The sequence below is a fragment of the Sulfitobacter sp. CW3 genome (genome assembly GCF_019392245.1).
In the GTDB taxonomy this organism is placed as follows: domain Bacteria; phylum Pseudomonadota; class Alphaproteobacteria; order Rhodobacterales; family Rhodobacteraceae; genus Sulfitobacter.
This window is the reverse complement of record NZ_JAHXRL010000001.1, coordinates 365,079-389,910: the sequence shown is the minus strand read 5'-3', so window position 1 is coordinate 389,910 and position 24,832 is coordinate 365,079. Positions and strand designations below refer to the sequence as shown.

At 57.4% G+C, this 24,832-nt stretch carries 15 protein-coding genes; 13 read left to right on the top strand and 2 right to left on the bottom strand.

The window, feature by feature from the left end:
- Nucleotides 1–169: 169 nt before the first annotated feature.
- The 8 genes from KZZ06_RS01675 to cysG all read left to right on the top strand — a co-directional run bounded on the left by KZZ06_RS01675 (nt 170) and on the right by cysG (nt 12,021).
- On the top strand, nt 170–1,537 hold the full coding sequence (locus tag KZZ06_RS01675; protein ID WP_219578288.1) for a CmpA/NrtA family ABC transporter substrate-binding protein: 1,368 nt from the start codon (nt 170–172) through the stop codon (nt 1,535–1,537).
- A 70-nt stretch (nt 1,538–1,607) separates the two neighbouring features.
- Complete coding sequence (locus tag KZZ06_RS01670) at nt 1,608–2,681, top strand: ABC transporter permease (RefSeq protein ID WP_219578287.1); 1,074 nt, start codon at nt 1,608–1,610, stop codon at nt 2,679–2,681.
- Nucleotides 2,682–2,687: 6 nt separating this feature from the next.
- A complete protein-coding gene (locus KZZ06_RS01665) occupies nt 2,688–4,373 on the top strand; it encodes an ABC transporter ATP-binding protein (protein WP_219578286.1) in 1,686 nt (561 codons plus the stop codon).
- Nucleotides 4,373–6,802 (top strand): nitrite reductase large subunit NirB, encoded by a 2,430-nt coding sequence (nirB, locus tag KZZ06_RS01660; protein WP_219578285.1) that lies wholly within the window; start codon nt 4,373–4,375, stop codon nt 6,800–6,802. Before KZZ06_RS01665 ends, nirB begins: the two co-directional genes overlap by 1 nt.
- Complete coding sequence (gene nirD / locus KZZ06_RS01655) at nt 6,799–7,134, top strand: nitrite reductase small subunit NirD (RefSeq protein WP_219578284.1); 336 nt, start codon at nt 6,799–6,801, stop codon at nt 7,132–7,134. Before nirB ends, nirD begins: the two co-directional genes overlap by 4 nt.
- Nucleotides 7,131–9,710: a nitrate reductase gene (locus KZZ06_RS01650; protein WP_219578283.1), complete on the top strand. Its 2,580-nt coding sequence runs from the start codon at nt 7,131–7,133 to the stop codon at nt 9,708–9,710. The genes nirD and KZZ06_RS01650 overlap by 4 nt, the downstream gene beginning before the upstream one ends.
- Complete coding sequence (locus tag KZZ06_RS01645; RefSeq protein ID WP_219578282.1) at nt 9,707–10,648, top strand: glycosyl transferase family protein; 942 nt, start codon at nt 9,707–9,709, stop codon at nt 10,646–10,648. The genes KZZ06_RS01650 and KZZ06_RS01645 overlap by 4 nt, the downstream gene beginning before the upstream one ends.
- Nucleotides 10,645–12,021 carry a siroheme synthase CysG gene (gene cysG, locus KZZ06_RS01640; RefSeq protein WP_219578281.1) on the top strand — a complete coding sequence of 459 codons (1,377 nt, stop codon included), beginning with the start codon at nt 10,645–10,647 and terminating at the stop codon, nt 12,019–12,021. Before KZZ06_RS01645 ends, cysG begins: the two co-directional genes overlap by 4 nt.
- A gap of 115 nt (nt 12,022–12,136) precedes the next feature.
- Here the strand turns inward: cysG and KZZ06_RS01635 are convergent, their stop codons facing one another.
- Nucleotides 12,137–13,201: an alpha/beta fold hydrolase gene (locus KZZ06_RS01635; protein ID WP_219578280.1), complete on the bottom strand. Its 1,065-nt coding sequence runs from the start codon at nt 13,199–13,201 to the stop codon at nt 12,137–12,139.
- Between the two features lie 145 nt (nt 13,202–13,346).
- Between KZZ06_RS01635 and KZZ06_RS01630 the strand changes: the two genes are divergently transcribed.
- Nucleotides 13,347–14,360, top strand: coding sequence for an AraC family transcriptional regulator (locus KZZ06_RS01630; RefSeq protein WP_219578279.1), 1,014 nt, complete (start codon nt 13,347–13,349; stop codon nt 14,358–14,360).
- A 110-nt stretch (nt 14,361–14,470) separates the two neighbouring features.
- On the opposite strand, the gene KZZ06_RS01625 is transcribed toward KZZ06_RS01630, so the two are convergent.
- On the bottom strand, nt 14,471–16,210 hold the full coding sequence (locus KZZ06_RS01625; protein ID WP_219578278.1) for a histidine kinase N-terminal 7TM domain-containing protein: 1,740 nt from the start codon (nt 16,208–16,210) through the stop codon (nt 14,471–14,473).
- 777 nt (nt 16,211–16,987) lie between these two features.
- Between KZZ06_RS01625 and KZZ06_RS01620 the strand changes: the two genes are divergently transcribed.
- The 4 genes from KZZ06_RS01620 (at nt 16,988) to KZZ06_RS01605 (ending at nt 24,828) form a co-directional block, all read left to right on the top strand.
- The gene (locus KZZ06_RS01620; protein WP_219578277.1) at nt 16,988–19,960 is read left to right on the top strand and encodes an Ig-like domain-containing protein; all 2,973 of its coding nucleotides are present in this window, start codon (nt 16,988–16,990) and stop codon (nt 19,958–19,960) included.
- A 136-nt stretch (nt 19,961–20,096) separates the two neighbouring features.
- Nucleotides 20,097–21,491: a TolC family protein gene (locus KZZ06_RS01615; protein WP_219578276.1), complete on the top strand. Its 1,395-nt coding sequence runs from the start codon at nt 20,097–20,099 to the stop codon at nt 21,489–21,491.
- Nucleotides 21,488–23,644, top strand: coding sequence for a type I secretion system permease/ATPase (locus KZZ06_RS01610; protein ID WP_219578275.1), 2,157 nt, complete (start codon nt 21,488–21,490; stop codon nt 23,642–23,644). Before KZZ06_RS01615 ends, KZZ06_RS01610 begins: the two co-directional genes overlap by 4 nt.
- Nucleotides 23,641–24,828, top strand: coding sequence for an HlyD family efflux transporter periplasmic adaptor subunit (locus KZZ06_RS01605; RefSeq protein ID WP_219578274.1), 1,188 nt, complete (start codon nt 23,641–23,643; stop codon nt 24,826–24,828). The genes KZZ06_RS01610 and KZZ06_RS01605 overlap by 4 nt, the downstream gene beginning before the upstream one ends.
- Nucleotides 24,829–24,832 lie beyond the last annotated feature (4 nt).

The following is a 24,832-nucleotide window of genomic DNA, read 5'->3' as shown; positions in this document are numbered from 1 at the left end:
GCGCGGTGCGGGTGATTGGGGCACTCTGGAAACAAGGCAAAGATGCCTACTCGGCCAGCAACGATGCCAGCCAAAGATTTCAAGAGCAAAGCCGCTCGATTGTTCATGCATCCTCCTCCCGCATGGATCAATCGTGCGGTTTTTTTCGTTCCAACGGGGAAAAACACAAATGAACACGATCAAATGGCTTCTCGCCTCTTCAGTCTTCTGTGCCAGCCCGGTCATGGCCGAAATGCTGGACCTAGAAAAAGACGAACTGACTTTTGGGTTTATCAAACTCACCGATATGGCCCCCTTGGCGGTGGCCTATGAAAATGGCTACTTCGAAGATGAAGGCCTTTTTGTAACGCTCGAAGCACAAGCAAACTGGAAAGTTTTGCTGGACGGTGTCATCGACGGCCAACTTGACGGCGCGCATATGCTTGCGGGGCAACCGCTTGCCGCGACCATCGGGTACGGCACCCAAGCACATATTATCACACCCTTCTCGATGGACCTGAACGGCAACGCGATCACCGTGTCCAATGACATCTGGGAACAGATGAAGCCACACGTCCCCCTGATGGACGATGGCCGCCCCCAGCACCCGATCAGTGCAGCGGCACTTGCCCCTGTTGTTGAAAGCTACAAAGACAAGGGCATCCCGTTCAACATGGGCATGGTTTTCCCCGTGTCGACGCATAACTACGAATTGCGCTACTGGCTTGCCGCCGGCGGGTTGCAGCCCGGCTACTATTCTCCGGCAGACGTCAGCGGCCAGATTGGCGCAGATGTATACCTAAGCGTAACACCACCGCCCCAGATGCCCTCCACAATGGAAGCCGGCACCATCTTTGGCTATTGCGTAGGCGAGCCATGGAACCAGCAAGCCGTGTTCAAAGGCATTGGCGTGCCGGTGGTCACCGACTACGAGCTTTGGAAGAACAACCCAGAAAAAGTCTTCGGTCTCTCGGCCGAGTTTGCCGAAGCTAACCCGAACACAACCAAGGCCGTGACCAAGGCGCTGATCCGCGCCGCGATCTGGCTGGACGAAAACGACAACGCCAACCGCGAAGCTGCCGTCGAAATTCTGGCGCGCTCTGAATATGTTGGTGCGGATTTTGACGTGATCGCCAACTCTATGACGGGCACATTCGAATACGAAAAAGGCGACGTCCGCGACGTGCCCGATTTCAACGTGTTCTTCCGCTATAACGCAACATATCCGTTTTACTCCGACGCGATCTGGTATCTGTCCCAGATGCGCCGCTGGGGTCAAATCGCTGAACCGCAAACCGATGAATGGTTCATTGAGACCGCGAAATCCGTCTATCGCCCCGACATCTATCTAGAAGCAGCACGGCTTCTGGTTGACGAAGGCATGGCAGACGCGGCGGACTTCCCGTGGGACAGCGATGGCTTCAAGGCAGCGACACCCGCCGAGGATGTTATTGACGGCATCGCCTATGATGGCCGCACACCCAACGCCTATCTTGAGAGCCTGCCAATCGGCCTCAAGGGCACTCAGGTGATCTCGGGATCTAAAATCCAGAACTAAAGCCCTTGCCCGCTGCATGAACTGTGGCGGGCACACTCACTGCAAACCCCTTCTTATCACAGGTTGCGAAATGACTGTCATTGACCCAGATACACTCGAATCCGAAGCCCGGCGCGCCCGCCTTTTCACGCGGATCAACAAAGCTGACGCATGGTTCCAAGTCTTGGGTCTGGCGTGGCTGACCCCGATGCTGAAAGCCGTCGCAGGCGACAATCCCAAGGCACAAATGTCAGAGATCTGGCGGCTGCTTGGCGTACCGCTTTTGGCAATCGCCATTTTTATCGGCGCTTGGGCCACATTGGCCCCCACGGTACAGACATCGCTAGGTGCCATCCCCGGCCCCGTCCAGGTCTGGGAACAAGCCATCAGCCTGAATGCCGACGCGGTGCGCGAACGCGAAAAAGAAGCAGCCTTTTACGAACGCCAAGACGCACGTAACGCCAAGCTGGTTGCCAGCGGTAAGGCCGACAAGGTCAAAGAGCGTGTCTATACCGGCAAGCCCACCTATTACCAACAAATCTGGACATCGATCAAAACGGTTTTCTTCGGCTTCTTGATCGGATCCTTGATCGCCATTCCATTGGGGATTTTGGCCGGTCTATCCGCCACAGCCAACGCCGCAATCAACCCGATTATCCAGATTTTCAAACCCGTCAGCCCACTCGCATGGCTGCCCATCGTCACCATGGTTGTATCCGCAGTCTATGCGACCAACGACGGCATGTTCACCAAGTCCTTCCTTGTATCAGCGATCACCGTAACGCTCTGCTCGCTCTGGCCGACGCTGATCAACACGGCACTTGGCGTGTCCTCGATCGACAAGGATTTGGTCAGCGTTTCCAAAGTTCTCAAGATGAGCACCTATTCCAAAATCACCAAGCTGGTTCTGCCATCCGCCCTGCCCCTGATCTTTACCGGTCTACGCCTCTCCTTGGGTGTTGGCTGGATGGTTCTGATTGCCGCCGAAATGCTGGCGCAGAACCCCGGTCTTGGCAAATTCGTCTGGGATGAATTTCAGAACGGATCGTCACAATCGCTCGCGAAAATCATGGTTGCGGTCTTTACCATCGGCATCATCGGCTTCTTGCTGGATCGCGTGATGTACGCCCTGCAATCCATGTTCACCTTTACAGAGAACCGGTAGGCCAACATGAGCATTCTCAAGTTCGAAAACGTCTCTAAAAGCTTTGGCCAAGGTGCCAGCCACATTGATGTCCTCAAGGACATCAACCTCGAGATCAAAGACGGTGAGTTCGTAGCCATTCTGGGGTTCTCCGGCACCGGAAAATCCACGCTGATGAACCTGATCGCGGGTCTTGAAATGCCGGAAACGGGCCGCGTCACCTTCAAGGGTGCGCCCATCACCGGTCCGGGCCCTGAACGCGGCTTGGTCTTTCAAAGCTATTCCTTGATGCCGTGGCTCACGGTTGGCGGCAATGTCGGCCTTGCGGTTGACGCGGTCTTTCCCAAGTTGAGCCGCACCGAGAGACAAGCGAAAATCGATCACTACGTCGGTATGGTCGGGCTATCCCACGCCACATCGCGCCGCCCGTCCGAGTTGTCCGGCGGCATGCGCCAGCGCGTGTCTGTCGCCCGCGCCTTGGCGATGAACCCGGAAATGCTTTTGCTGGATGAACCCCTTAGCGCCCTGGATGCGCTGACACGCGCCAATCTTGCCGATGAAATTCTGGATATCTGGGAAACCGACAAAAAGACCTGCATCCTGATCACCAATGACGTGGACGAAGCGATCTTGCTGGCCGATCGGATCATTCCGCTGAACCCCGATGGGACTTTGGCTGATCCTATCCCCGTCAACATTTCCCGCCCGCGCGACCGGGCAGCGATGAATGACGACGCCACCTTCAAGGCGCTTCGCGTCAAAGTGACCAACTATCTGATGGACGTGGGCATCGCCGCCAAGGTCGAGGAAACGCACCAACTGCCCAACGTTACACCAATCCATTCCGTACCCGCCGCCGTGGCCAAGGCCCAAGAAAGCGGCATCGAAGAACGGTATCTGACCTTCTCGCAACTGCACAAAATCTACCCGACGCCAAAAGGGCCTTTGACCGTCGTCGAGAATTTTGACCTGAAGGTGAAGAAAGGCGAGTTTATCAGCCTGATCGGTCACTCGGGCTGCGGTAAATCCACGGTTCTGACCATGGCTGCCGGCCTTAACCCCATCTCAAAAGGGGCGATCCGTCTGGATGGCTGGAACGTTGAAGGGGCCGATCCGGAACGCGCTGTTGTGTTTCAATCGCCCAACCTGTTCCCATGGTTAACCGCCAAGGAAAACGTCGCGATTGGCGTCGACAAGGTCTATCCCCGCGCGTCACAAGCCGAGCGTCAGGATGTCATCGAATACTACCTTGAGCGGGTCGGCCTGGCCGACAGCATGGACAAACGCGCGTCTTCTTTGTCCAACGGCATGAAGCAACGCGTCGGGATCGCACGCGCCTTTGCCCTTTCCCCCAAACTGCTGCTTCTGGACGAACCTTTCGGCATGCTTGACAGCCTCACCCGCTGGGAACTGCAAGAGGTGTTGATGGAAGTCTGGTCGCGCACCAAGGTAACGGCCGTTTGTGTGACACATGACGTGGACGAAGCAATCCTCCTCGCTGATCGCGTGGTCATGATGACAAACGGGCCACAAGCAACGATCGGTAAAATCACCGACGTAAACCTGCCGCGTCCGCGCACCCGCAAGGCACTGCTAGAGCATCCTGATTATTACACCTACCGCGCCGAAGTTCTGGATTTCCTTGAGGAATACGAACACGGCGCAAAGCCTAAACCCAAACCGCAACCCCAAACAGCAGTGGCAGCAGAATAATGACACAAAAACTGATCATCATCGGCGCTGGTATGGCGACTGGCCGCGCGCTGGAACATCTTTTGGACGCAGACGGCGACTTTGACGTCACCCTGTTCAACACCGAACCGCGTGGCAACTATAACCGCATCATGCTGTCCCCGGTATTGTCGGGCGAAAAAACCTATGAGGAAATCGTAACGCATACGCCCGAATGGTATGAAGAAAACGGCGTCACCTGCCGGTTTGGCGAAAAGATCAGCCAGATCGATCGCGCGGCAAAAACTGTCACGGCCGATAATGGCGACGTGCTGCCGTATGACAAACTGCTGTTTGGCACGGGCTCGAACCCCTTTATCATTCCCCTTCCCGGTCATGATCTGGAAGGCGTGATCGCCTACCGTGATCTCGAAGACACCCAACGTATGATGGGCCTTGGCAAGGGCAACAAATGCGTCGTCATCGGCGGCGGGCTATTGGGGCTAGAGGCCGCAGCAGGCATGGCCGCGCGCGGTGTCGACGTCACGGTTATTCACATCATGCCCCACTTGATGGAACGCCAGTTGGACGAGGCCGCAGGCTACCTGCTCCGCAAAGCCTTGGTCGATAAAAACATCACCGTGAAATGCTCTGCCAACTCCAAGGAAATCTTGGGCGAGAACGGCAAAGTCAAAGCGCTGTTGCTGGATGACGGAACAGAACTACCGTGTGACCTTCTGGTTATGGCCGTGGGCATTCGCCCCAATACCCAGCTTGCCGCGGACACTGGCTTGGCTGTCGGGAAAGGCATCCATGTTGATGACCAAATGCGCACCTCTGACGATGATATTCTGGCGGTCGGCGAATGTGTTGAACATGACGGGGCGATCTTTGGCCTCGTTGCACCGCTATATGACCAAGCCAAAGTTGTTGCCAAAACCTTGCTTGGCGAAGACGCGGCGTTTGTTCAGAAAGAGCTGTCTACCAAACTAAAGGTCACGGGCTGTGATCTGTTTAGCGCGGGGGATTTTGCCGAAGGTGAAGGCCGCGAAGACATCGTCTTTCGTGATCCGGCGCGCGGTGTCTATCGCCGCCTAGTGATCGAGGGAAACTGCATCATTGGTGCGGTGATGTATGGCGACACAGCCGACAGCAATTGGTTCTTTGGCCTGATCCGCGACAAAACTGACATCGCGGACATGCGCGATACGTTGATCTTTGGACCGGCCTATCAGGGGGGTGGTGCGTCGGACCCGCTCTCAGCCGTTGCAGCCTTACCGCGTGATGCGGAAATTTGTGGCTGTAACGGCATTTGCAAAGGACAGATTGAAGACGCCATCGCGGCCGGGTCCACCGACCTTGCTGCAATCCGTGCAACAACCAAGGCATCGGGGTCTTGCGGGACATGCACCGGACTGGTCGAGCAAGTCTTGGCCGTTACTTTGGGCGATGACTTTGTCATTCCGGCAGCGGCAACTGTGTGCGGCTGCACGGACATGACCCACGAAGACGTACGCCGCATGATCAAAAGCCGCGCGTTAAAATCCATGCCAGCGGTCTGGCAGGAATGCGGGTGGAAAACATCCTGCGGGTGCCACGTCTGCCGCCCTGCCCTGAATTTTTACCTGCTCGCGGATTGGCCACTGGAATACCAAGACGATCCGCAGTCGCGTTTCATCAACGAACGCAAGCACGCCAACATCCAGAAAGACGGCACATTCAGCGTTGTGCCACGCATGTGGGGCGGGATCACCACGCCGGATGAATTGCGTGCGATTGCCGATGCCGCCGACAAATTCGCCGTGCCGACAGTGAAGGTCACAGGCGGCCAGCGCATCGATTTGTTGGGCGTCAAAGGTGAAGACCTGCCCGCGATTTGGGATGATCTGAACAAGGCTGGCATGGTCTCGGGACACGCCTATTCCAAAGGTCTGCGCACGGTGAAAACATGCGTCGGCACCGATCATTGCCGCTTTGGCACCCAAGACAGCACCGGTCTGGGCATCAAGCTTGAGAAAACGCTGTGGGGGTCATGGACGCCGCATAAGCTAAAGCTGGGCGTATCCGGTTGCCCGCGAAATTGCGCCGAAGCCACCTGCAAAGACATCGGCGTCATCTGCGTTGATAGCGGGTATCAGATTAGCATTGGCGGTGCCGCTGGTATGGACGTGCGTGAAACCGAATTTCTGTGTCAGGTGACCACCGAAGAAGAGGTGATTGATGTGATCAAAGCGGTCACGCAATCGTACCGCGAGAACGCCAAATATCTGGACCGCATCTATAAATGGATGGCCAAAGTGGGTCTTGAGTGGATTCAGGAACAGGTGGCTGATCTTGAAAACCGCGCCGCATTGGCTGCCCGTTTCGACCTGTCCCAGACGATCTACCGCAAAGACCCTTGGGCCCAGCATGTCCAAAAAGCTGAAACGTATCAGCCGCTTGCCAATCTTTCCCTGGAGGCCGCAGAATGAGCAACTGGATTGATATTGCCGCCCTTGACGCGGTCCCGCAACGCGGTGCGCGTTTGGTGAAATCGGTTCATGGCTGCGTGGCCGTGTTCCGAACCGGTGCCGACGAGGTCTTTGCCTTGGACAACGCCTGCCCGCACAAACAAGGGCCGCTGGCCGAAGGGATCGTACACGGCAATGCAGTGACCTGCCCCTTGCACAACTGGGTGATCTCGTTGGAAACAGGATTGGTTCAAGGTCCCGATGACGGCCAAGTCGCCACCTATCCAGCAAAGGTAGAGAACGGGCGCATTCTTTTGGATGCAGCGTTCCTGAAACATCGAGCCATCGCATGAGCTTGACGAAAACAGTCTGCCCCTATTGCGGCGTTGGATGCGGCGTGCTCGCGGGGGCGGATGGCACAATCAAAGGCGATCCCGACCATCCGGCGAACTTCGGGCGGCTGTGCTCAAAGGGCTCTGCCCTTGGGGAAACGATCGATCTGGACGGGCGGTTGCTGCGCCCGCAGATCGCCGGGAAAGACGCAGATTGGGATGACGCGCTTGATCTGATGGCTGAAAAATTCAGCGCAGCCATCCGCGATCATGGGCCCGATAGCGTAGCCTTCTATGTCTCGGGCCAGATCCTGACCGAAGACTATTATATCGCGAACAAGCTGATGAAAGGCTTTATCGGGTCTGCGAATATCGACACGAATTCAAGGCTTTGCATGGCCTCTTCCGTTGCAGGCCACAAACGCGCCTTTGGCACTGACACCGTGCCCGGCACCTATGAAGATCTGGAACAAGCCGATCTCATTGTACTCGTCGGCTCGAACCTTGCGTGGTGCCATCCGGTGCTGCACCAACGGATATCTGCAGCAAAAGCGGCGCGTCCCGACATGAAAGTCGTGAACATCGACCCGCGCAAAACGGCAACGAGCGCGCTGGCGGATCATCACTTTCGGATCGTTCCGGATGGCGACATCGCCCTGTTCAACGGCTTGCTTGCCTATCTGGCAGACACGGGCGCGGTGAATACCCGCTACGTGCGCGATCATGTTGCCGGGATGATGTCCGCAGTCGCGCAGGCGCGTTTGGATACCCCCGCCGAATGCGGCCTTACCCAAGAAGAGCTCGCGCAGTTCTATCAGCTTTGGGCTGGCACGCAGAAAGTCGTGACAGTTTATTCGCAGGGGGTGAACCAATCGGTCTGCGGCACCGACAAGGTCAACGCGATCCTGAATTGCCATCTGGCCACCGGACGCATCGGCACCCCAGGCTGCGGCCCGTTTTCAGTCACGGGACAACCCAATGCGATGGGCGGCCGCGAGGTCGGCGGCTTGGCCAATATGCTGGCCAACCACTTGGACATCGAAAACCCGGACCACCGCGACCGTGTCCAAGGGTTTTGGAACAGCCCGACAATCTGCGCGACACCCGGCCTAAAAGCCGTCGACATGTTCCAAGCCTGCGCTGACGGCAAGATCAAGGCGTTGTGGGTGATGTCCACCAATCCCGCGGTAAGCCTGCCAAATGCGCAAGACGTCGCAAAAGCCATCGCGAATGTACCCTTTGTCGCCGTGTCCGACATCATGGCGCGCACAGATACGGGCGATCTGGCCGACGTTCTTTTGCCCGCGACCGGATGGGGCGAAAAGGACGGGACAGTCACCAATTCAGAACGCCGCATTTCGCGTCAACGCGCCTTTCTTCCTGTTCCTGGCGAGGCCCGGCCCGACTGGAAAACGCTGTGCGACGTCGGCAAACGCATGGGCTGGGACGCGGCGTTCAACTTCGAAACACCGGCAGAAATCTTTGCCGAATACGTCGCCCTGTCAGAGGCCACCATGGATTTCGGCCGCGATCTGGACCTAAGCATTTTCGCCGACGTCGATTATGCGAACCTCATTCCGACGCAGTGGCCAAAGGATGGCAAACGCTTCTTTTCAGATGGCCAGTTTTTTCACGCCGATGGCAAGGCGCGGATGCTGCCTGTTTCTGCGCCAGCCCCTGCACCAAATGATGCATTTACGCTGAATACCGGACGCAACCGCGATCAATGGCACACGATGACCCGCAGTGGAAAAGCCCCCCGCCTTGGCGCGCATCTGGCGGAACCTTACGGCGAATTGCACCCCGATGACGCGGCCAAGATGAAGATCCGCGCCGGCGATCTTATTGAGGTACAAAGCAGGTATGGACAGGCCATTCTGCGCGCGTTGATCACAGATCGCGGCCCCAAAGGCCAGATTTTCGCACCCATCCATTGGACCCGCCAACAAAGCAGCGCGGGCACGATCAACACCTTGATCCCGCCTGTGGTTGATCCGTTTTCAGGTCAGCCCGCGACAAAGAATAACGCGGTCACAGCACGCAAATATCGCGCCAGTTGGTTCGGCTTTGCCGCCGCTCTGAACCCTTTGCGACCTGACAGCGCATATGCCGCCGTGGCACGGTCCCTGACAGGGTGGCAGGGCGAATATGCGGGCGTTGAAACACCGGATGACTGGGAAGAATTCGCACGTCGCGTGATGGACGTAGAGGGATGCGTTGCCTCCGAAGTCCGCGACCAATCTGGAAACACCACGCGCCTTGCCTTTTACAACGGCGATACTCTGGTCGGGTTGTTCTTTGCCAGCACCGCGCCGGTATCGCTCGCTCGTAACAGGGCCATTTCGATTATCGGCACATCAACGCCGCCCTTGCAGGCGCTGGCGGGCCGCAACGGCGCGGATCAACCCGATCCGGGAACCACGGTCTGCGCCTGTCTGAATGTGGGGATCAATACCTTGCGCGCAGCGATTGCGGACGGGGCCACAACCGTCGAAGCCTTGGGCGAAGTCACCTGCGCCGGCACCAATTGCGGGTCTTGCAAGCCCGAACTTGCCAGCCTGCTTGCGCAGATGCGCATACCGATGGCCGCCGAATGACCCTGGCCCCCTTTGTTCGCATTGTCGCCCAAGGCAAGGGCCGCGCCCGTCCCCTGACGCAGGACGAGGCACTGCAGGCCATGACGATTATGCTGTCGGGGAATGCGGCCCCCGAAGCGGTTGGCGCGCTTCTTATGGTGCTGCGATTGCGCGGCGAAACCGATGCAGAGATCGCAGGCTTTACCGCCGCTTTGCGCGCCAGCACGACGCATTTGCCCCGCGCCGATCTGGATTGGCCGTCCTACGCCGCGGGTCGCACGCGCGGATCGCCCTTGTTCCTATTGGCCGCCCGGTTGGTTTGTGATGCAGGCTACACCGTGTCGATGCATGGCTGGAATTCGCACCAAAGCGCCTTTGCTGACGTGCGCGGCGTGATGGACAACTTGGGGCTCGCGGGACGGGGTTTGACATACACCTCTCTCGAAAACCTTAACCCGATTGCGTTTGATCTGCTCAGGTTGCGCGACACCTTCGGGCTTCGGTCCTGCATCAATACGGTTTTGCGCATGTTCAACCCGTCTGGGGCCAAGGCATCGGTGCAAGGCGTGTTCCACCCGTCCTATCGAGGTTTGCAATCGCGGGCGGCAGCATTGCTTGGCGACGAAAACCTGACCGTCATCAAAGGTGGTGGCGGAGAGTTTGAGCGCAACCCGGCGAAAGATGCGGCCCTGTTTGGTCTGCGCGCGGGTGTTGAGCTTGATGCCGTTGCGCGCGCGCTCGTCAGCGATACGCGACGCCTGCACGAGCCAAAGCACGACATTGATTTAAAGGCGCTGTGGAACGGTGATCTGGACGATCCTTTTGCGACGGCCACCGTCACCGGAACAGCCGCCCTAGCGCTTTGGACGTTGGGGGCGTGCCCGAATGTGCGCGACTGCGAAGACATGGCCAAAACCCTTTGGTTCGAGCGTCTTACACCCGAAAGGAGACTAGCATGAAAACCTTTCCCATGTTCCTTCAAATGCGAGGCCGGCGCGTTGTCATTGCAGGCGGCGGCGAACAGGCCGCGCAAAAATGCCGCCTGATCCTCAAGACAGAAGCCAAGATCACGATCCTCGCGGTGGCGCTGGATCCCGAGCTTGCTGATCTGCATGCAACCGGTCGCATCGACTGGCAAACAGGGCCCATCACGCCGGACAGTTTCGCCGACACCGCTTTGGTCTTTATTGCCAGCGGTTGTCCGGGTCTTGACGCCAGCCTGCACAAGCTGGCCAAGGCTGCGGGCGCGACTGTCAACGTCGTGGATCAGCCAGACCTGTGCGACGCGCTGACGCCCTCGATCGTGGACCGCAGTCCGGTCGTTGTCGCGATCGGCACCGAAGGCACAGCGCCCGTTCTGGCCCGCCAAATCAAAACCAAACTGGAAACTCTGCTGGAACCACGTCTGGGTGATCTTGCCTCGATCGCGGGCCGCCTAAGAGACCGCGCCGCGATGCGTCTTGGGGCAAGGGATCGCCGTGATCTGTGGCGTTGGGTTTTCAATGGCCCCGTTCGCGACGCCCATGCAACCGGAGCAGAGCGTAAAGCAGCGATGATGATAAAAGAGGCCATTGACACAGGCAGCTTCAAAGAACCCCAGACAGGATCAGTCGCGTTGGTCGGTGCCGGGCCCGGTGCGAAAGATTTGATCACCTTGCGCGGTGTCAAGCGTCTGCAAGAAGCAGATGTGATTTACTATGACCGGCTTGTTGATCCCGAAATCCTTGATCTCGCACGGCGCGATGCGGAACGTGTTTACGTGGGCAAGGCCCCGGGCTGTCATCACTGGCCCCAAGACAAGATTTGCAACGTCATCGTCTCGGCCGCGCAACAGGGCAAACGCGTTGTGCGCTTGAAATGCGGCGATCCGGGGGTGTTTGCCCGCGGCCGCGAAGAAGCCGATGCGCTGAATGCAGCCAATATCCCCTATGAAATTGTCCCCGGTGTGACATCCGCCAGTGCGGCGTCGGCAGCAATTGGCGGCTTCCTTACCGAGCGCGGAACCTGCGACACACTTGTTTTCGCAACAGGCCAGTCCGAAGACCCGAACAAGGCACCCGGTTGGGTCGCGACCTTGCGCCCCGGTACGCGTGTAGCTGTCTACATGGGCGTCGGTTCGGCGGAAAAGATCGTGACCCATTTGCAGGCCGCGGGCCTTGCGAACCGCATAGAGGTGGACATTGTTGCCAATGCCCAGAGGCCAGAACAAGTTGTCGCACAATGCCGCGTCAACACATTGCTCGCCACTCTAGCCCGCGATAGCATTTCCAGCCCTGCGATCCTTTTCCTGACGTGGCCATCGCAACCAGCCCTGCGGGTGGCAATCTCTTAGGGTCTGCGAAAGGGAAACGATGGTAACGTTGTATCCTTGCTCCAGCGCCTTCTCTAGCCGCCGTTTGAGAAACCGCACAGGAGCAAATAGACACACGGCCCCTGTTCGTGATCGTTCAATCTATGGCCCAAGCCTGCAGGTACCCTGTAATCAGGGTCACAAGCGTTTCATGGATATCAGCACGGCTTTGCCCGCCCGCATCGTCGCATAACGGATCCATCTCGCCTTCGTTCTCTAATATTCGGGCACCTGCCGCTTTGCATTCAGCGAGGAAGCTGAAATGCGTCGCGTCAGGGACGATGGCATATGTCGACCCCGCGATCTGTTCTGCGGCGGGGCGGGCGTAGACGCCTGCGGGCACTTTATCTTCGTCGCCCAGATTTATCATCAGCATCGGGATATCGATCGCGGCCAAGCTGGTGTTGGTGAGGGTGCTGACAATACCCGGGTCGATAACCACCGCGTTTGATATCCTTGGATCACGCAAATCCTGCGATGCGGGTGACAGATCCATCGCATGCAGATCAACCCCGAAATGCGCAAGAAAGGCGCAATCGGACATGCCGTGATCCGTGTCATCGCAAAACCCCTGCAACCGGTCCGGATCAACCCGCGCACCGGACACAGCCAGTGCCGTATACCCCCCGGCCGAAAACCCGAGCATCGAAATGCGGCCCGTGTCGATATAGGGATAGGCATCGCTGTTGGTGGTGATCTCGTCCAGAACAGCAGAGATATCCGCCGGACGTTCCCAAACGCGCACAGCCGCCTGCGCCGAGGCATTACCCGTCGTCGTGCCGGGATGGTTGGGCAGGACAACAACAAACCCCGCCTGTGCCAGTTCGGACGCGATCCAGCCAAATTGCCCGGCATTGCCGCCCGCCCCGTGGGATATGATAACCAGCGGAAACGGCCCCTGTTGATGCGGTGCACGACGCCCCGCTGGCGTTCCATAGAACACGCCGTTGCCACCAACCGTGACCGCTTTTCCGCCCGATGTTGCGGGGTACCAGATGTGGAACGAAATCGTATCCTCGCGGACCGGCGCATAGGCTTTGCCATAGGTGATCCCGGCGTTGCCGTCATAGGCAGGGCGCAGCACCTCATAGGTCCCCCATCCGGCGAGGCCAAGCACGGCGGCGCAAGCGGTGGCTTTGAGAATGGTTCTGAACTTTGACATCGGGGCTCTCCGGCTTCTGAGTTTGTGATGCACCAGATATGGTACACCCGCCCGGAACCCGCGTCCTGAAACGCGATAGAGGTCGTCCTGATACGCGATCAAGTATATCGTCGGGCCTATCTGAAACGATCGAAGTCCAGACAATATGCTATTCGTCCCCCTGCCCTTGTTCGCCACGCTGGTGCTGGTGTTCGTGTTCGCGCGCTTTGTGTCGAGCCGCGATATGACCGCACGCCCGCATCAGCTGTTCGCGGGGTTGATCGCGCTTTATGCCATACAATCACTGCTCACCTCACTACGCTGGGGCTATGGCATCAGTGGCGCGGCAATCGTAATGGCCGTGCTTGCACCGGTTCTGCCAGCGGTGGCTTATCTGGCATATCAAACACTGTCGGGGCGGCAGCGGGGCCTGCAATGGTGGCCCTTGGCGGTTGTTGCCGTCAATTGGGCCGTGTTGGCCGTCGCGCCATCCCTCGCTGATCCGTTGATCCTGATGACATATCTTGGCTTTGGGGCGGTGTTGTTGCGGCTTTATTGGCGGGGCGAAGACCAGCTGACACTGTCCCCGATCAATGATGCGCGTGAAATCTTGATGGCGATGGGGCTGACGGGGGCCATGCTCATCGCCTCGGGGCTGACGGATGTCTATGTGATCTATGATTTCATCAAAACCGACGGGCGTAATGCCGGCCTTGTTTTGACTTTTGCCCAAACATTCTTTGTTCTGGTGATCGGCGTGTCAGCATTGTTTGGCAAGGCTGCTGCTGCCCCCGACAAGGAAATAGAAACGCCCCAGTTGCCAACGCAGGATGTGACGGAGGCGGATGAAGAGATTTTGAAACGTCTCGAAACGCTTTTTGACCGCGACCGGCTGCATACCACCGAAGATCTCAGCCTGCGACGGTTGTCCCGGCGTCTTGGCGTTCCGGATCGGCAGGTCTCGAACGCCGTGAACCGCATCAAACACATGAGCGTTTCGCAATTTGTTAACGAGTACCGGATCAAGGAAGCCTGCAGCCTACTGCGCGAGACAGACGAAACCGTTCTGGCCATTTCGCTGGCGGCAGGATTTGCGACGAAATCCAATTTCAACCGCGAATTTGCACGTGTCACCGGGCAAACACCGTCGCAGTGGCGGTCAGCAAACAAAGCATGCTGACAGATCGGCACAGCCCCTTGGCCGCGGATCAACTGTTCAAGCAAGCAGTTCTGAGCGCGTAGACGTTATTCACATCCCCGTGCCCCATTTACCTATGCGTTTTTCGGGCTTTATGCTGTGTCATCTACCAGCTCGAATTCAACATGAAACGTTGAGCCGACACCGACTTGGCTGTCATAGAAAACATCCCCCGACATCTGTTGGGCCAGCTTTTTCGAAATGTGCAGGCCAAGCCCGGACCCCTGGGTCGAGAACTGCCCGCCATTTTTCACCTGCTCGAAGTGGCCGAAAACCTGGCTTTCCATCCCTCCGGGAATACCGCGACCTGAATCCTTGATCGACAGTCTGGCGCGCCCATTTTCAATCGCCAATGCGCCTTCGACCACGCCGTTTTCCTTTGAAAACTTGATGGCGTTCGAAACAAGGTTGTCAACGATCTGACGCAGGGCAAAGGCGTCGCCCACAATGATCGCCGAGCTATCGATTTTTGCGGTGACAAAACGCACGCCCCGCGTCGATGCGAACATCTTGTTTTCCTCAAGGCTCTCATCCAGCAGATCGCCCAGATCCACGGGTTTTTCGTCCAAGGGCAACGCGCCAATATCGATTTTCTGGGCCAAAAGGATGTTATCCACCAACCGCGACAGCCGGACCCCGTTCCTGTGCGCGATCTCAAGCAAAGATTTCATAGGGGCAGAGACATCGCCGAAACGGTCACTCAGCGCCAGCGCCAAACCACCGGTAAGCGAGGTCAAAGGTGTCCGCATTTCATGGCTCACCACCGAGATAAACTCGTCTTTCGCTTGGTTCGCCTCGTCTGCCGCTTGAAGCGCTGTCTCTAACGCCGCGCTGATCGCCATGCTCTCTGTGATGTCGACGAAAGTGACGCTCCATCCCAGAATGGCACGATCGGGATCAAGGGGGTTTGCGACTTCCTGCGTTCTTGCTTCGTAAAACCGCTGGCCGATCTTGAAATTCCCAACTTTTGCCGAGGCATTGGATCGGTCGATATTCTTCAACACCTCGCTTAACAGGTGCCCTGCCCCATCGTGCAATTCGCTGTTTTTTGCCGCTGTATTCATCTGTACGATATTGTGCGCCCGGTCGATCAAAACGACAGGTTCGCTCATTGTGTCGAACAGGATCGACGGCCCGACAGTGGCCATATCCAACGTTTTGTTCATCACCAGCAACGAACTAAAGGCGATGACGGCAACTGTGAACATAAACGCCGTGGGATCGAGGCCGAAAATCGTGAAACCCACGGTGACATAGGCCGCGTTCGTCGCAAGCGGGGTTATGGTCACCACGACCAACGTCCCCAGCAACGGCCAAGCTGAGTAATTTGAGCGCAGAAAGGCCCGGAAAAGGCACCAAAGGGTCGCGATCACGAAAGAGTATAAGGTCGCGATGATCGCATAAAACCCCGGCCCGTGAACATAGGTGACATGGTTTTGGCCCGGCAACATGCCTGTCGCTTCATCGTAAACAAGGTGGTGCCACTGGTTTGTCGCCGCAAAGGTAAAGACCGCGACAGTGACGATGACGGGCACCAAATAAACGCTGCGTTTTTTGGTCCAAGACGCATTGTCGACGTAGCCAAAAACAAAAAAACACCAGGCGACCGGTACTGTCGCGTTGCCCAACCAAGCCAGAATCGCCAATCGGTACTGACATAGAAAACTGTCCGAAGCAGCTTCTGCGCCAACGACAACGAGGGTCCAAATCAACGCCACGAAGGCGATTGCGTAATAGGGTTTCGCGTTAAAACTTTGGTATTTCAGCATCCAGACCATGACAAAAGCAGCCACCGCGCCGACACTCAGAACACCTAAAAAAATAGGGTTCATTAGTATTCCGTCAAAGCATGTTATCATCGTCTCTGCCTAAGCCTCAATTTTACAGGCGATAAAAATCACGCGGTTGTGGTGAAAGTTTGTCCTAACCAAGACGTTAGCAATGCTCTTGCTTGCACGGAAAACTGGTTCGAACGATCACCTCACCGATTGGTCCTAGCATAAGTCGACCAAGTTAACCAAGTTGCAAGCGTTAATAAAATCAATCTGCAGTTGATTTTTTAATATCTCAACATCTGGCGAAAACTGACGCATCCCGTAACGCCGCACGCCAGTCGCGTTGTAGCGCTAACCTTCCGGTCTCACCCGACATCTCATTTTCACGACAACCCAGCTGTGGACAGGTTCCTTAAGGCCAAAAAGCTGACCTGATCAGGCTCCCGTCCGGACGGGTGCGCAGGTCGGCTGGGATGTCCCGTCGAATTCCTTAACGGCTTGCACATAATACGACGCCGCGACGCCCCCTTTGGTTCGCAAATGCCCCGTCGCAACCGCGCTTTTCCCCGGTTCCGGAACTACGAGGCAAAGCCTCTCCAAATCCAAGGGTACCTCAATTTACTGCGGCTTTATCGCTAGGTTTATACGCCGAAAGCTTAACCCGCGATCCAAAAGTATAGGACGATGATACCTACGGGAGCCGTGTCTACGCTCCTGCCGACTTATCCATCCGACTGTTTCAGTACAACTATAAGGACACGCCTCACAGAAAAACGATGAACAACCTACGAGCGCAGAACCGGCGTTCACTTACATGAAACAGGATGACTACCAATGAAGATCACATCGCGCACACCTGACGTGACGGACATCGCCCAAAAGGGCGAGACATCAGTCGTAACCTTTGACGCCGCAGCGACAGAGCATGCGCGCGTAACAATGCATGAAAGCGTTGAAGATATCGCAAAGATGAGACGCAGCGGTACCGCTTTGGTGATCGAGATGCGCAATGGTGAAATTATCTCCATTGAAGACTACTATTCCTCCCCAGAAGAGATCACCATCTACTTCAGAGAAGACGATGGTGCCATTTTCACGCTGGAACTTCTGTCCGCCGGAGGTTTCGCTCTGGTCCCCGCAAGCGAAGCAGTATTGGGCGGCGCAGGCCTCGCCGCGTTGGGCTTGGCCGGGGTTGGCGCTGCAGTAGCAGCTGCCAGTGCGGGTGGTGATGACGCCGCGAGCGGCGCTGCCGCTTCCCAAGACCAGTTAAACACGTTGAGCACGTTGAGCACGGGCACCGGAGGCGGTTCTGCCAACAGCCGTATCATAAGCGGCGATGCCAGTGACGGCGACACGACCGCTCCCCAAGCAACATTAGACGCGTCGAACACCAACGATGCAACACCGGGGCTGACCGGCACCGTTAATGATCCTGCCGCCACTGTCGTCGTAACCGTTGATGGCATCGACTACCCCGCCACCAACAATGGCGACGGTACTTGGACGCTCGCCGATGATACGCTGCCGACCCTTGCCGATGGCGACTACCCTGTCACCGTCACCGTAACCGATGCGGCGGGCAATACGTCGACAAGCGCGCCTTTGACCATCAGCATCGATACAGCGGCCCCCGTTGCCACCGTCGATGCGCTTAGCACCAACGATGCAACGCCCGAGCTGACCGGCACAGTTGATGATCCTGCCGCCACTGTCGTTGTGACCGTCGATGGCATCGACTACCCCGCCACCAACAATGGCGACGGTACATGGACGCTGGCCGATGATACGCTGCCGACCCTTGCCGATGGCGACTACCCTGTCACCGTCACCGCAACCGATGCCGCGGGCAATACGTCCACCAGCGCGCCTTTGACCATCACTATCGATACAGCGGCACCCAATGCCGCGGTCGACGCGCTTAGCACTGATGATGCGACACCGGAACTGACCGGCACAGTCGACGATCCTGCCGCAACTGTGGTGGTGACCGTCGATGGCATCGACTACCCCGCCACGAACAATGGCGACGGTACTTGGACGCTCGCCGATGATACGCTGCCGACACTTGCCGATGGCGACTACCCTGTCACCGTCACCGTAACCGATGCGGCGGGCAATACGTCGACAAGCGCGCCTTTGACCATCAGCATCGATACAGCGGCCCCCGTTGCCACCGTCGATGCGCTTAGCACCAACGATGCAACGCCCGAGCTGACCGGCACAGTTGATGATCCTGCCGCCACTGTCGTTGTGACCGTCGATGGCATCGACTACCCCGCCACCAACAATGGCGACGGTACATGGACGCTGGCCGATGACACGCTGCCGACCCTTGCCGATGGCGATTACCCTGTCACCGTCACCGCGACCGACGCGGCGGGCAATACCTCCACCAGCGCGCCCGAGACGGTGACCATCGATGCCTCAGCCGACAATGACGGTGACGGCGACACGGTATCGATCACAGGTATCTCGGATGATGATGGCGTCGACAGTTCGGATTACGTCACCTCGGACGACACGCTGGTGATTACCGGTACCTTCGACCTTGGGGATGGGAATACCTTGAGTGTCACATTCAACGGGACTACCTACGTTGAAGGCGACCCCTTGTTGACGATTGACCCTGATACAGGGGATTGGACGCTGGATGCGACCGGTTCACCGATCACAGCCGAGGGGACCTATCCCATCGTCGTTACCGCTACGGATACTGCGGGAAACACCTCAACTGCATCCAAGACCATCGAGTATCTGGAAGGATCCGGACCGGTTTCGGCGGTCGGCACGCCCTTGGACCTTACCGGCGTTCCCGGTCAAGATGGGGTAGAAGACCTGGGGCTGGCAAACCAAGCCTTCACGGTCGTCGATCCCGATGGCAACCTGCAATCGGTGGCGGTTGAAGTCCTTGCCATCGCGGACGTGGGTGGATTGCTGGGCAGTGACAGCTTTACCTATTCGGTAGAACTCGCAAATGAGCTTGGCTTGCAAGTGGCCTATTCTGAAGATCCCGGCCTTTTGGGACTTGTGGGTGGTTCCAGCACCCTGACGATCACCAGCATTGATGGTGGCGTCATCGACAACTTGGCTGTCAATGAACTGTTGGGAACATTCTCGGTCGAGGGTGATGTTCTTGGGCTGGGTGTTTTGCCGATCACGACGGTCACCGCGATAGATGACGAAGGAACGGTCTCTACATCCACGTCTGCCGGCCTTCTGGATCTTGACGCGCTCTTGCCCGAGGAAAGCGTCGTCATCGAAGGCACCACTGGCAACGACACGCTGGAGGGAACCGAAGGTGATGATCGTCTATACGGATTTGCAGGCGATGATGTGCTGAACGGCAACGGCGGCAACGACTGGTTGCGTGGCGGTGCTGGCGATGACGTACTGAACGGCGGTGCCGGTGACGATAACATGATCTATCGGGCGGGTGACAACGACACCTATAACGGTGGTGAAGGAACCGACACCCTGTTGCTTGACGGCGAAGCGATCTCTCTCGATTTCGTGGATGCGCTTTCGGCGGATTACGTCAATCCGGCGAATGTGAACGATGTCGAAGTGTTGTCGATCTCGGGCACAGGTGCCAATGAGGTAACCCTTGATCAGGCGTCCATCATCGATCTGACCGACGCGGCAAACGAGCTGTTTGTTGACGGCGACCAGGGCGACACTGTCACCATCTCGGGTGAGGCCACCATCGTTGGCACCACCACTGTCGGGACAACGACCTATGACATCTATGATTTCGGCGGCACTGCGACGCTGAACATCGACGAGCAGGTCAACGTCGACATCATCTAGACCCTCAATCTAGAACCCGGTGCCTGTGCCGTCACGACCAACCTATCTGGTCGTGACGGCAGCGCCCCCCCGCATCGGAACAACACCCCCCGATCGGGTGAATATTTTCCTGAACAGAGGATTAAACTGTGCCGTTTTGAAGAAGTCATTTACCTTTCAAAAATCAGTGCGCACCGTCATTTGTGTGGCATCGACATTGTTTCTCAGCTGTTGTTCAGAAGTCTCTCAGGACGTCCAACGCCTGAAACCGGCCTATGCCACAAGCAATACATCCGGCCCGTCGCTACAGTTCAAGTCCAGCGGCGCATCCGTTCCTGCCCCCAATGTTAAAGGCATGGACGGCCTACCGGCCTTGGTAAAAGGCACGCTGGAAACGCAGTCGGAAATCCTGGCCGCTGCTGAGAATTTCGAAAGCGCTTTGGCGCGGATCGGCGTGGCGCAATCGGGTTACCTTCCGCAATTATCCCTTGGTATTTCGGGCGGTGTTCTTGGTGATGATCAAGCAAAAGTCCGCCCCCAGCTGACCGGAACGCAGTTGCTGTATGATTTCGGCAGAACGCGCCGTGCGGTGTCGCGCGGGGAACTGGCAGCGCAATATGCGCATCTGGAATTTCTGGATACCGTCATCGACAACCTTGCCGAAACAGCGATCGCCCAAGCACGATACAAGGGCCTTGGTGCCGAAGCGACCGAAGCCCAAGAGCGGCTTACCACCATGACGCGGATCAGCACCCTTATCAGCGAACGCGAGAGCGAGGGGCTGGCGGATGTGACCGGTGGTTTGGAAGCAAGACGGCGCGTGCAAACTGCCGAGACGATCTTGCTTCAGGTGCAGGTCGCGCAGAATGCGGCACGGCGTGATCTGGAACGTCGGACGGGCGTATCGCGGGCGCTTTTGAATGTGCCAATGACCAAGACAACACCCGGTTGCGGCACAGCGCCTGCACTGGATCAAATCCCCGCCGTTCTGATGTCGCGCCTCGATTATTCCACCTCGCAAACCGTGATGGAAGACGCGCAGAAATCGCGGCTTCCTGTTATTTCTCTCAAGGCGAGCACAACGCCGGATTCCGGATCGCGTGCCAGCACGCGCGTCGGTGTGAATATCGGCGTTTCCGCCCCCGTGTTTCAGGGCGGTGCCGCGCGGGCCCAGTCGGCTTCGGCGGTTCGTGACATGAACGCCGCCGCCGCCCGAATACAGTCGGAAACCGAAGACGCACGAAACGACTTTGACGACGCGGTGTCAGACGCCGAAGATGCATCTGTCATCATCGGGTCATTGGAACGGCAGGCTGTTTTGCTTGACGATACCCGCGCGCTTTACCAAAGCCAGTACCTGCAACTTGGCAGCCGGTCCCTGAACGATCTTCTGGATGCAGAAGAAGAATACTATCAGGTGCGTCAGGATATTGCGTTTTCACGTACAGACCACGCCATTGCCCAGATTGAATGCCTCAAGGCATCGGGCGCGGTCCTCTCGGCGTTCGGCCTGACCGACCGGGTTCTGTTCGGATTGATCCTTGCGCCATGACATTGGATATCACAACACAAGGGCTGATCGATCAGGCCGCACATGCAGCGGACACGGCCGGCGATAGCATCCTCGCGCTGCGCTATGTTGCACGCAGTTTCCGCCTAAGCTTTTCCGAGCAGGCCGTACGTTCCAGCTTCGCGTGGAGCGCGGAAAATGCATCGGATCATATTGCGACCATTGGTGAACAGGTCGGTCTGGCATTCACGTCGATTGCTGCAAACCCAAAAAAAATCGATGCCTTTGCATGTCCGCTAATCCTGGTGCGCCCTGACGGGCAAACCCTTGTTATCGAAAGCCTTTCCCAAGACGGCACTGCCGAATTCGTCAGCTTTTCGCGGACAGAGACCGACCGGAACGAGATGCCTCTGACCCAGTTGCTGGAACCTGGTGCCCGTCTCTGGAAAGTGCGCCCGCGTCGCAGTCTGCCTGACGCCAGAATTGACGCCTATATCGCGCCAGCCCGGAAAAACTGGCTGCGCAAGATTTTGTTTCCCTCGCTTGCCCCCTATCTCACGGTGATCCTCGCCTCTGTTATGGTGAATATGCTGGGCCTGAGCGGCATCCTTTTTTCGACGCAGGTCTATGACCGCGTCATTCCTGCGCAGTCAATGAACACCCTTGCCGTGTTGTTCGGCGGGGTCGCTATTGCCTATACATTTGAATTCCTGCTGCGCGTGCTGCGCGGGGTCCTATTGGACAAGCTGGGGCAAGACGCCGGTCAATCGCTGTCCAATCTGGTGTTTGGACGCGCGTTGCGGATCAGGTCCGACCGCAGGCCCGCATCGACCGGAAGCTTCATTTCGCAGATGCGCGACATCGACAAAATGCGAGAGGTGCTGACGTCCACCTCGGTCGGCGTGGTGATGGATTTGCCGTTCTTCTTGTTGTTCTGCTTTATCTTCTGGATGATCGCCGGACAGCTTATCGTGATCCCCCTTGTCGCGCTTTTGGTGATCCTTGTGCCCGGTCTTGTGTTGCAGCCAAAGCTGAAAAGCGCCGCCCAACAGGCCCAGCGGGAAAGCGCGCTGCGCAATGCCGTGCTGGTCGAGGCGATCCAGGGCATTGATGATATCAAGGCGCTTCAGGCCGAAGAACGGTTTCAGGGCATCTGGCGACAGACCTCTGCCGTGACGGCGAAACAGCAATCACGGGAGCAACGACTGATTTCGGGCCTGATGTCCTGGACCCAGATTGTGCAGCAAAGTGTCTATGCAGGCGTTGTCGCGCTTGGTGCCCCGCTCGTTATGGCCGGCGACATCACCACAGGTACATTGGTCGGCGCATCGATCTTGGGCGCGCGGATGATGGCCCCGATGAGCCAGATTTCATCGGTGCTTGCCCGAGTACAACAAGCGCGGATCGGGGCTGCGGGGCTGAAAGGTATTGTGGATCTTCCCCTTGATTACGCCGAAGACGAAACACGTGTCAGCCTGTCGCGGATCAACGGCGACTATGTATTCGAGAACGCCGTTTTCAAACACCGGCCCGACCTTCCCGAGGCGCTTAACGTTGCGGGGCTGCAAATCAACGCCGGCGAACGCATCGGTATCCTTGGGCGGAATGGTGCGGGAAAATCTTCGCTGTTGGCGGCGATGTCAGGGCAAATGCAGGCCGAAACAGGTCAGCTGCGGCTGGACAGTATTTCCATGAATACCCTTGATCCGGCAGATTTGCGTCGCGATGTGTCCCTCCTTAGCCAGACCTCTCACCTGTTTTACGGGACCCTGCGCGAAAACCTGTTGATGGGAAATCCCACCGCCACGGATGATGAGTTGAACCTAGCGCTGAATGCTGCGGGCGGGGACGGGTTTTTGAACCGGTTCGCGAAAGGTTGGGATTATCAAATACTTGAAGGCGGCGCAGGGATGTCCGGCGGCCAGCGGCAGTCCATCCTTCTGGCGCGCATTTTGATCCGGAACCCATCGGTGCTTTTGCTGGACGAACCGACGTCGGCGATGGATTCAACGACTGAAAAGCAGTTCATCGCCCATCTGGCTTACGCCTCCACAGGCCGGACCCTTGTCATCGCGACCCATCGCCAAAGCGTGCTGCAACTCGTCGACCGCCTTCTGATTGTCGATAAGGGGCGCATCATTCTTGACGGCCCGCGTGACGATGTCCTGCGGAAAATGCAGGAGCAAAAACAATGACATTCTATTTCGGAGAGACCGGCCGATTATCCGGCGAAGCGCACCAAAGCACTTTCCGCCTGCAAAGCCTTGCCGTCTGGCTGATCGCTGCATGTTTTGCGAGCTTTGGTGTCTGGGCATATCTTGCCAAGCTGGACGAGGTAACAAGCGCTCAGGGGCAAGTCGTGCCAATCCTGCAAGAGCAGACGATCGAGTCGCTCGAAGGTGGTATTCTGAGCAACCTTCATGTGCGCACCGACCAGATCGTAGAGGCGGGGCAAATCCTTGCAACGCTTGATCAGACCGGAACTGCTGCGGCGGTGGATGAAACCAGTGGCAGGCTGCGTGCGCTATTGGCCAAAGTCGCGCGTTTGCAGGCAGAAGTGACAGATGGCGCGTTGGCGTTCAGCCCGTCCCTGTCAAACTATCCAGACCTGACCAAATCGGAAACGGCGTTGTTCGAGGCACGGAAAAACAGCCGCACCAATTATCTGGCCCTGATCGAACAATCTCGCAATCTGATCGAGGATGAACTCGCCAAGGTCAAAAGGTTGAACCTGTCTGGCGCGTCCTCAAGCATCGAAGCGTCACGGTTAGAGCAGCAGATTATCGATCTAAACATGAAGCGAGAAGACATCAGGCACGAACATTACGTTCTGGCACGCGAGGACCTGACCGAGACGCTTTCCGAGATCGACGCATTAAGCGCCGAGCAAAGAAGGCTTCAGGACCGGCTTGATCGAATGACGATCCGGTCCCCCCTTCGCGGTATTGTAAAGAATATCGAAGTCGCCACAAAAGGCGGCGTCCTGCCGCCCAACGGCGCTTTGATGACGATCATCCCCCTCGACGATCTTTTGTTGGTCGAAGCAAGGATAGAGCCGCGCGACGTCGCATTCATTCGGCCGGGGTTGCGGGCCGTGGTGACAATCAGCGCCTATGATCCGGCGATCTATGGAACGCTCGAGGGCAGCGTCCGGTCAATATCTGCAGATACGATCCGCGACGAGCTGAACCCCGAAATCATGTATTACAGAGTTTACGTAGAAAGCGAAAACTTTGAACTCAAAGACGGCAAAGGCGGCAGCTTTCCGATTTCACCCGGTATGGTGACCACTGTTGATATCCACACGGGGTCACGGACGGTGATGCAATATTTCATGAAGCCGTTTAACAAAGCCGGTGAAGCGCTGCGCGAAAGGTAATGGA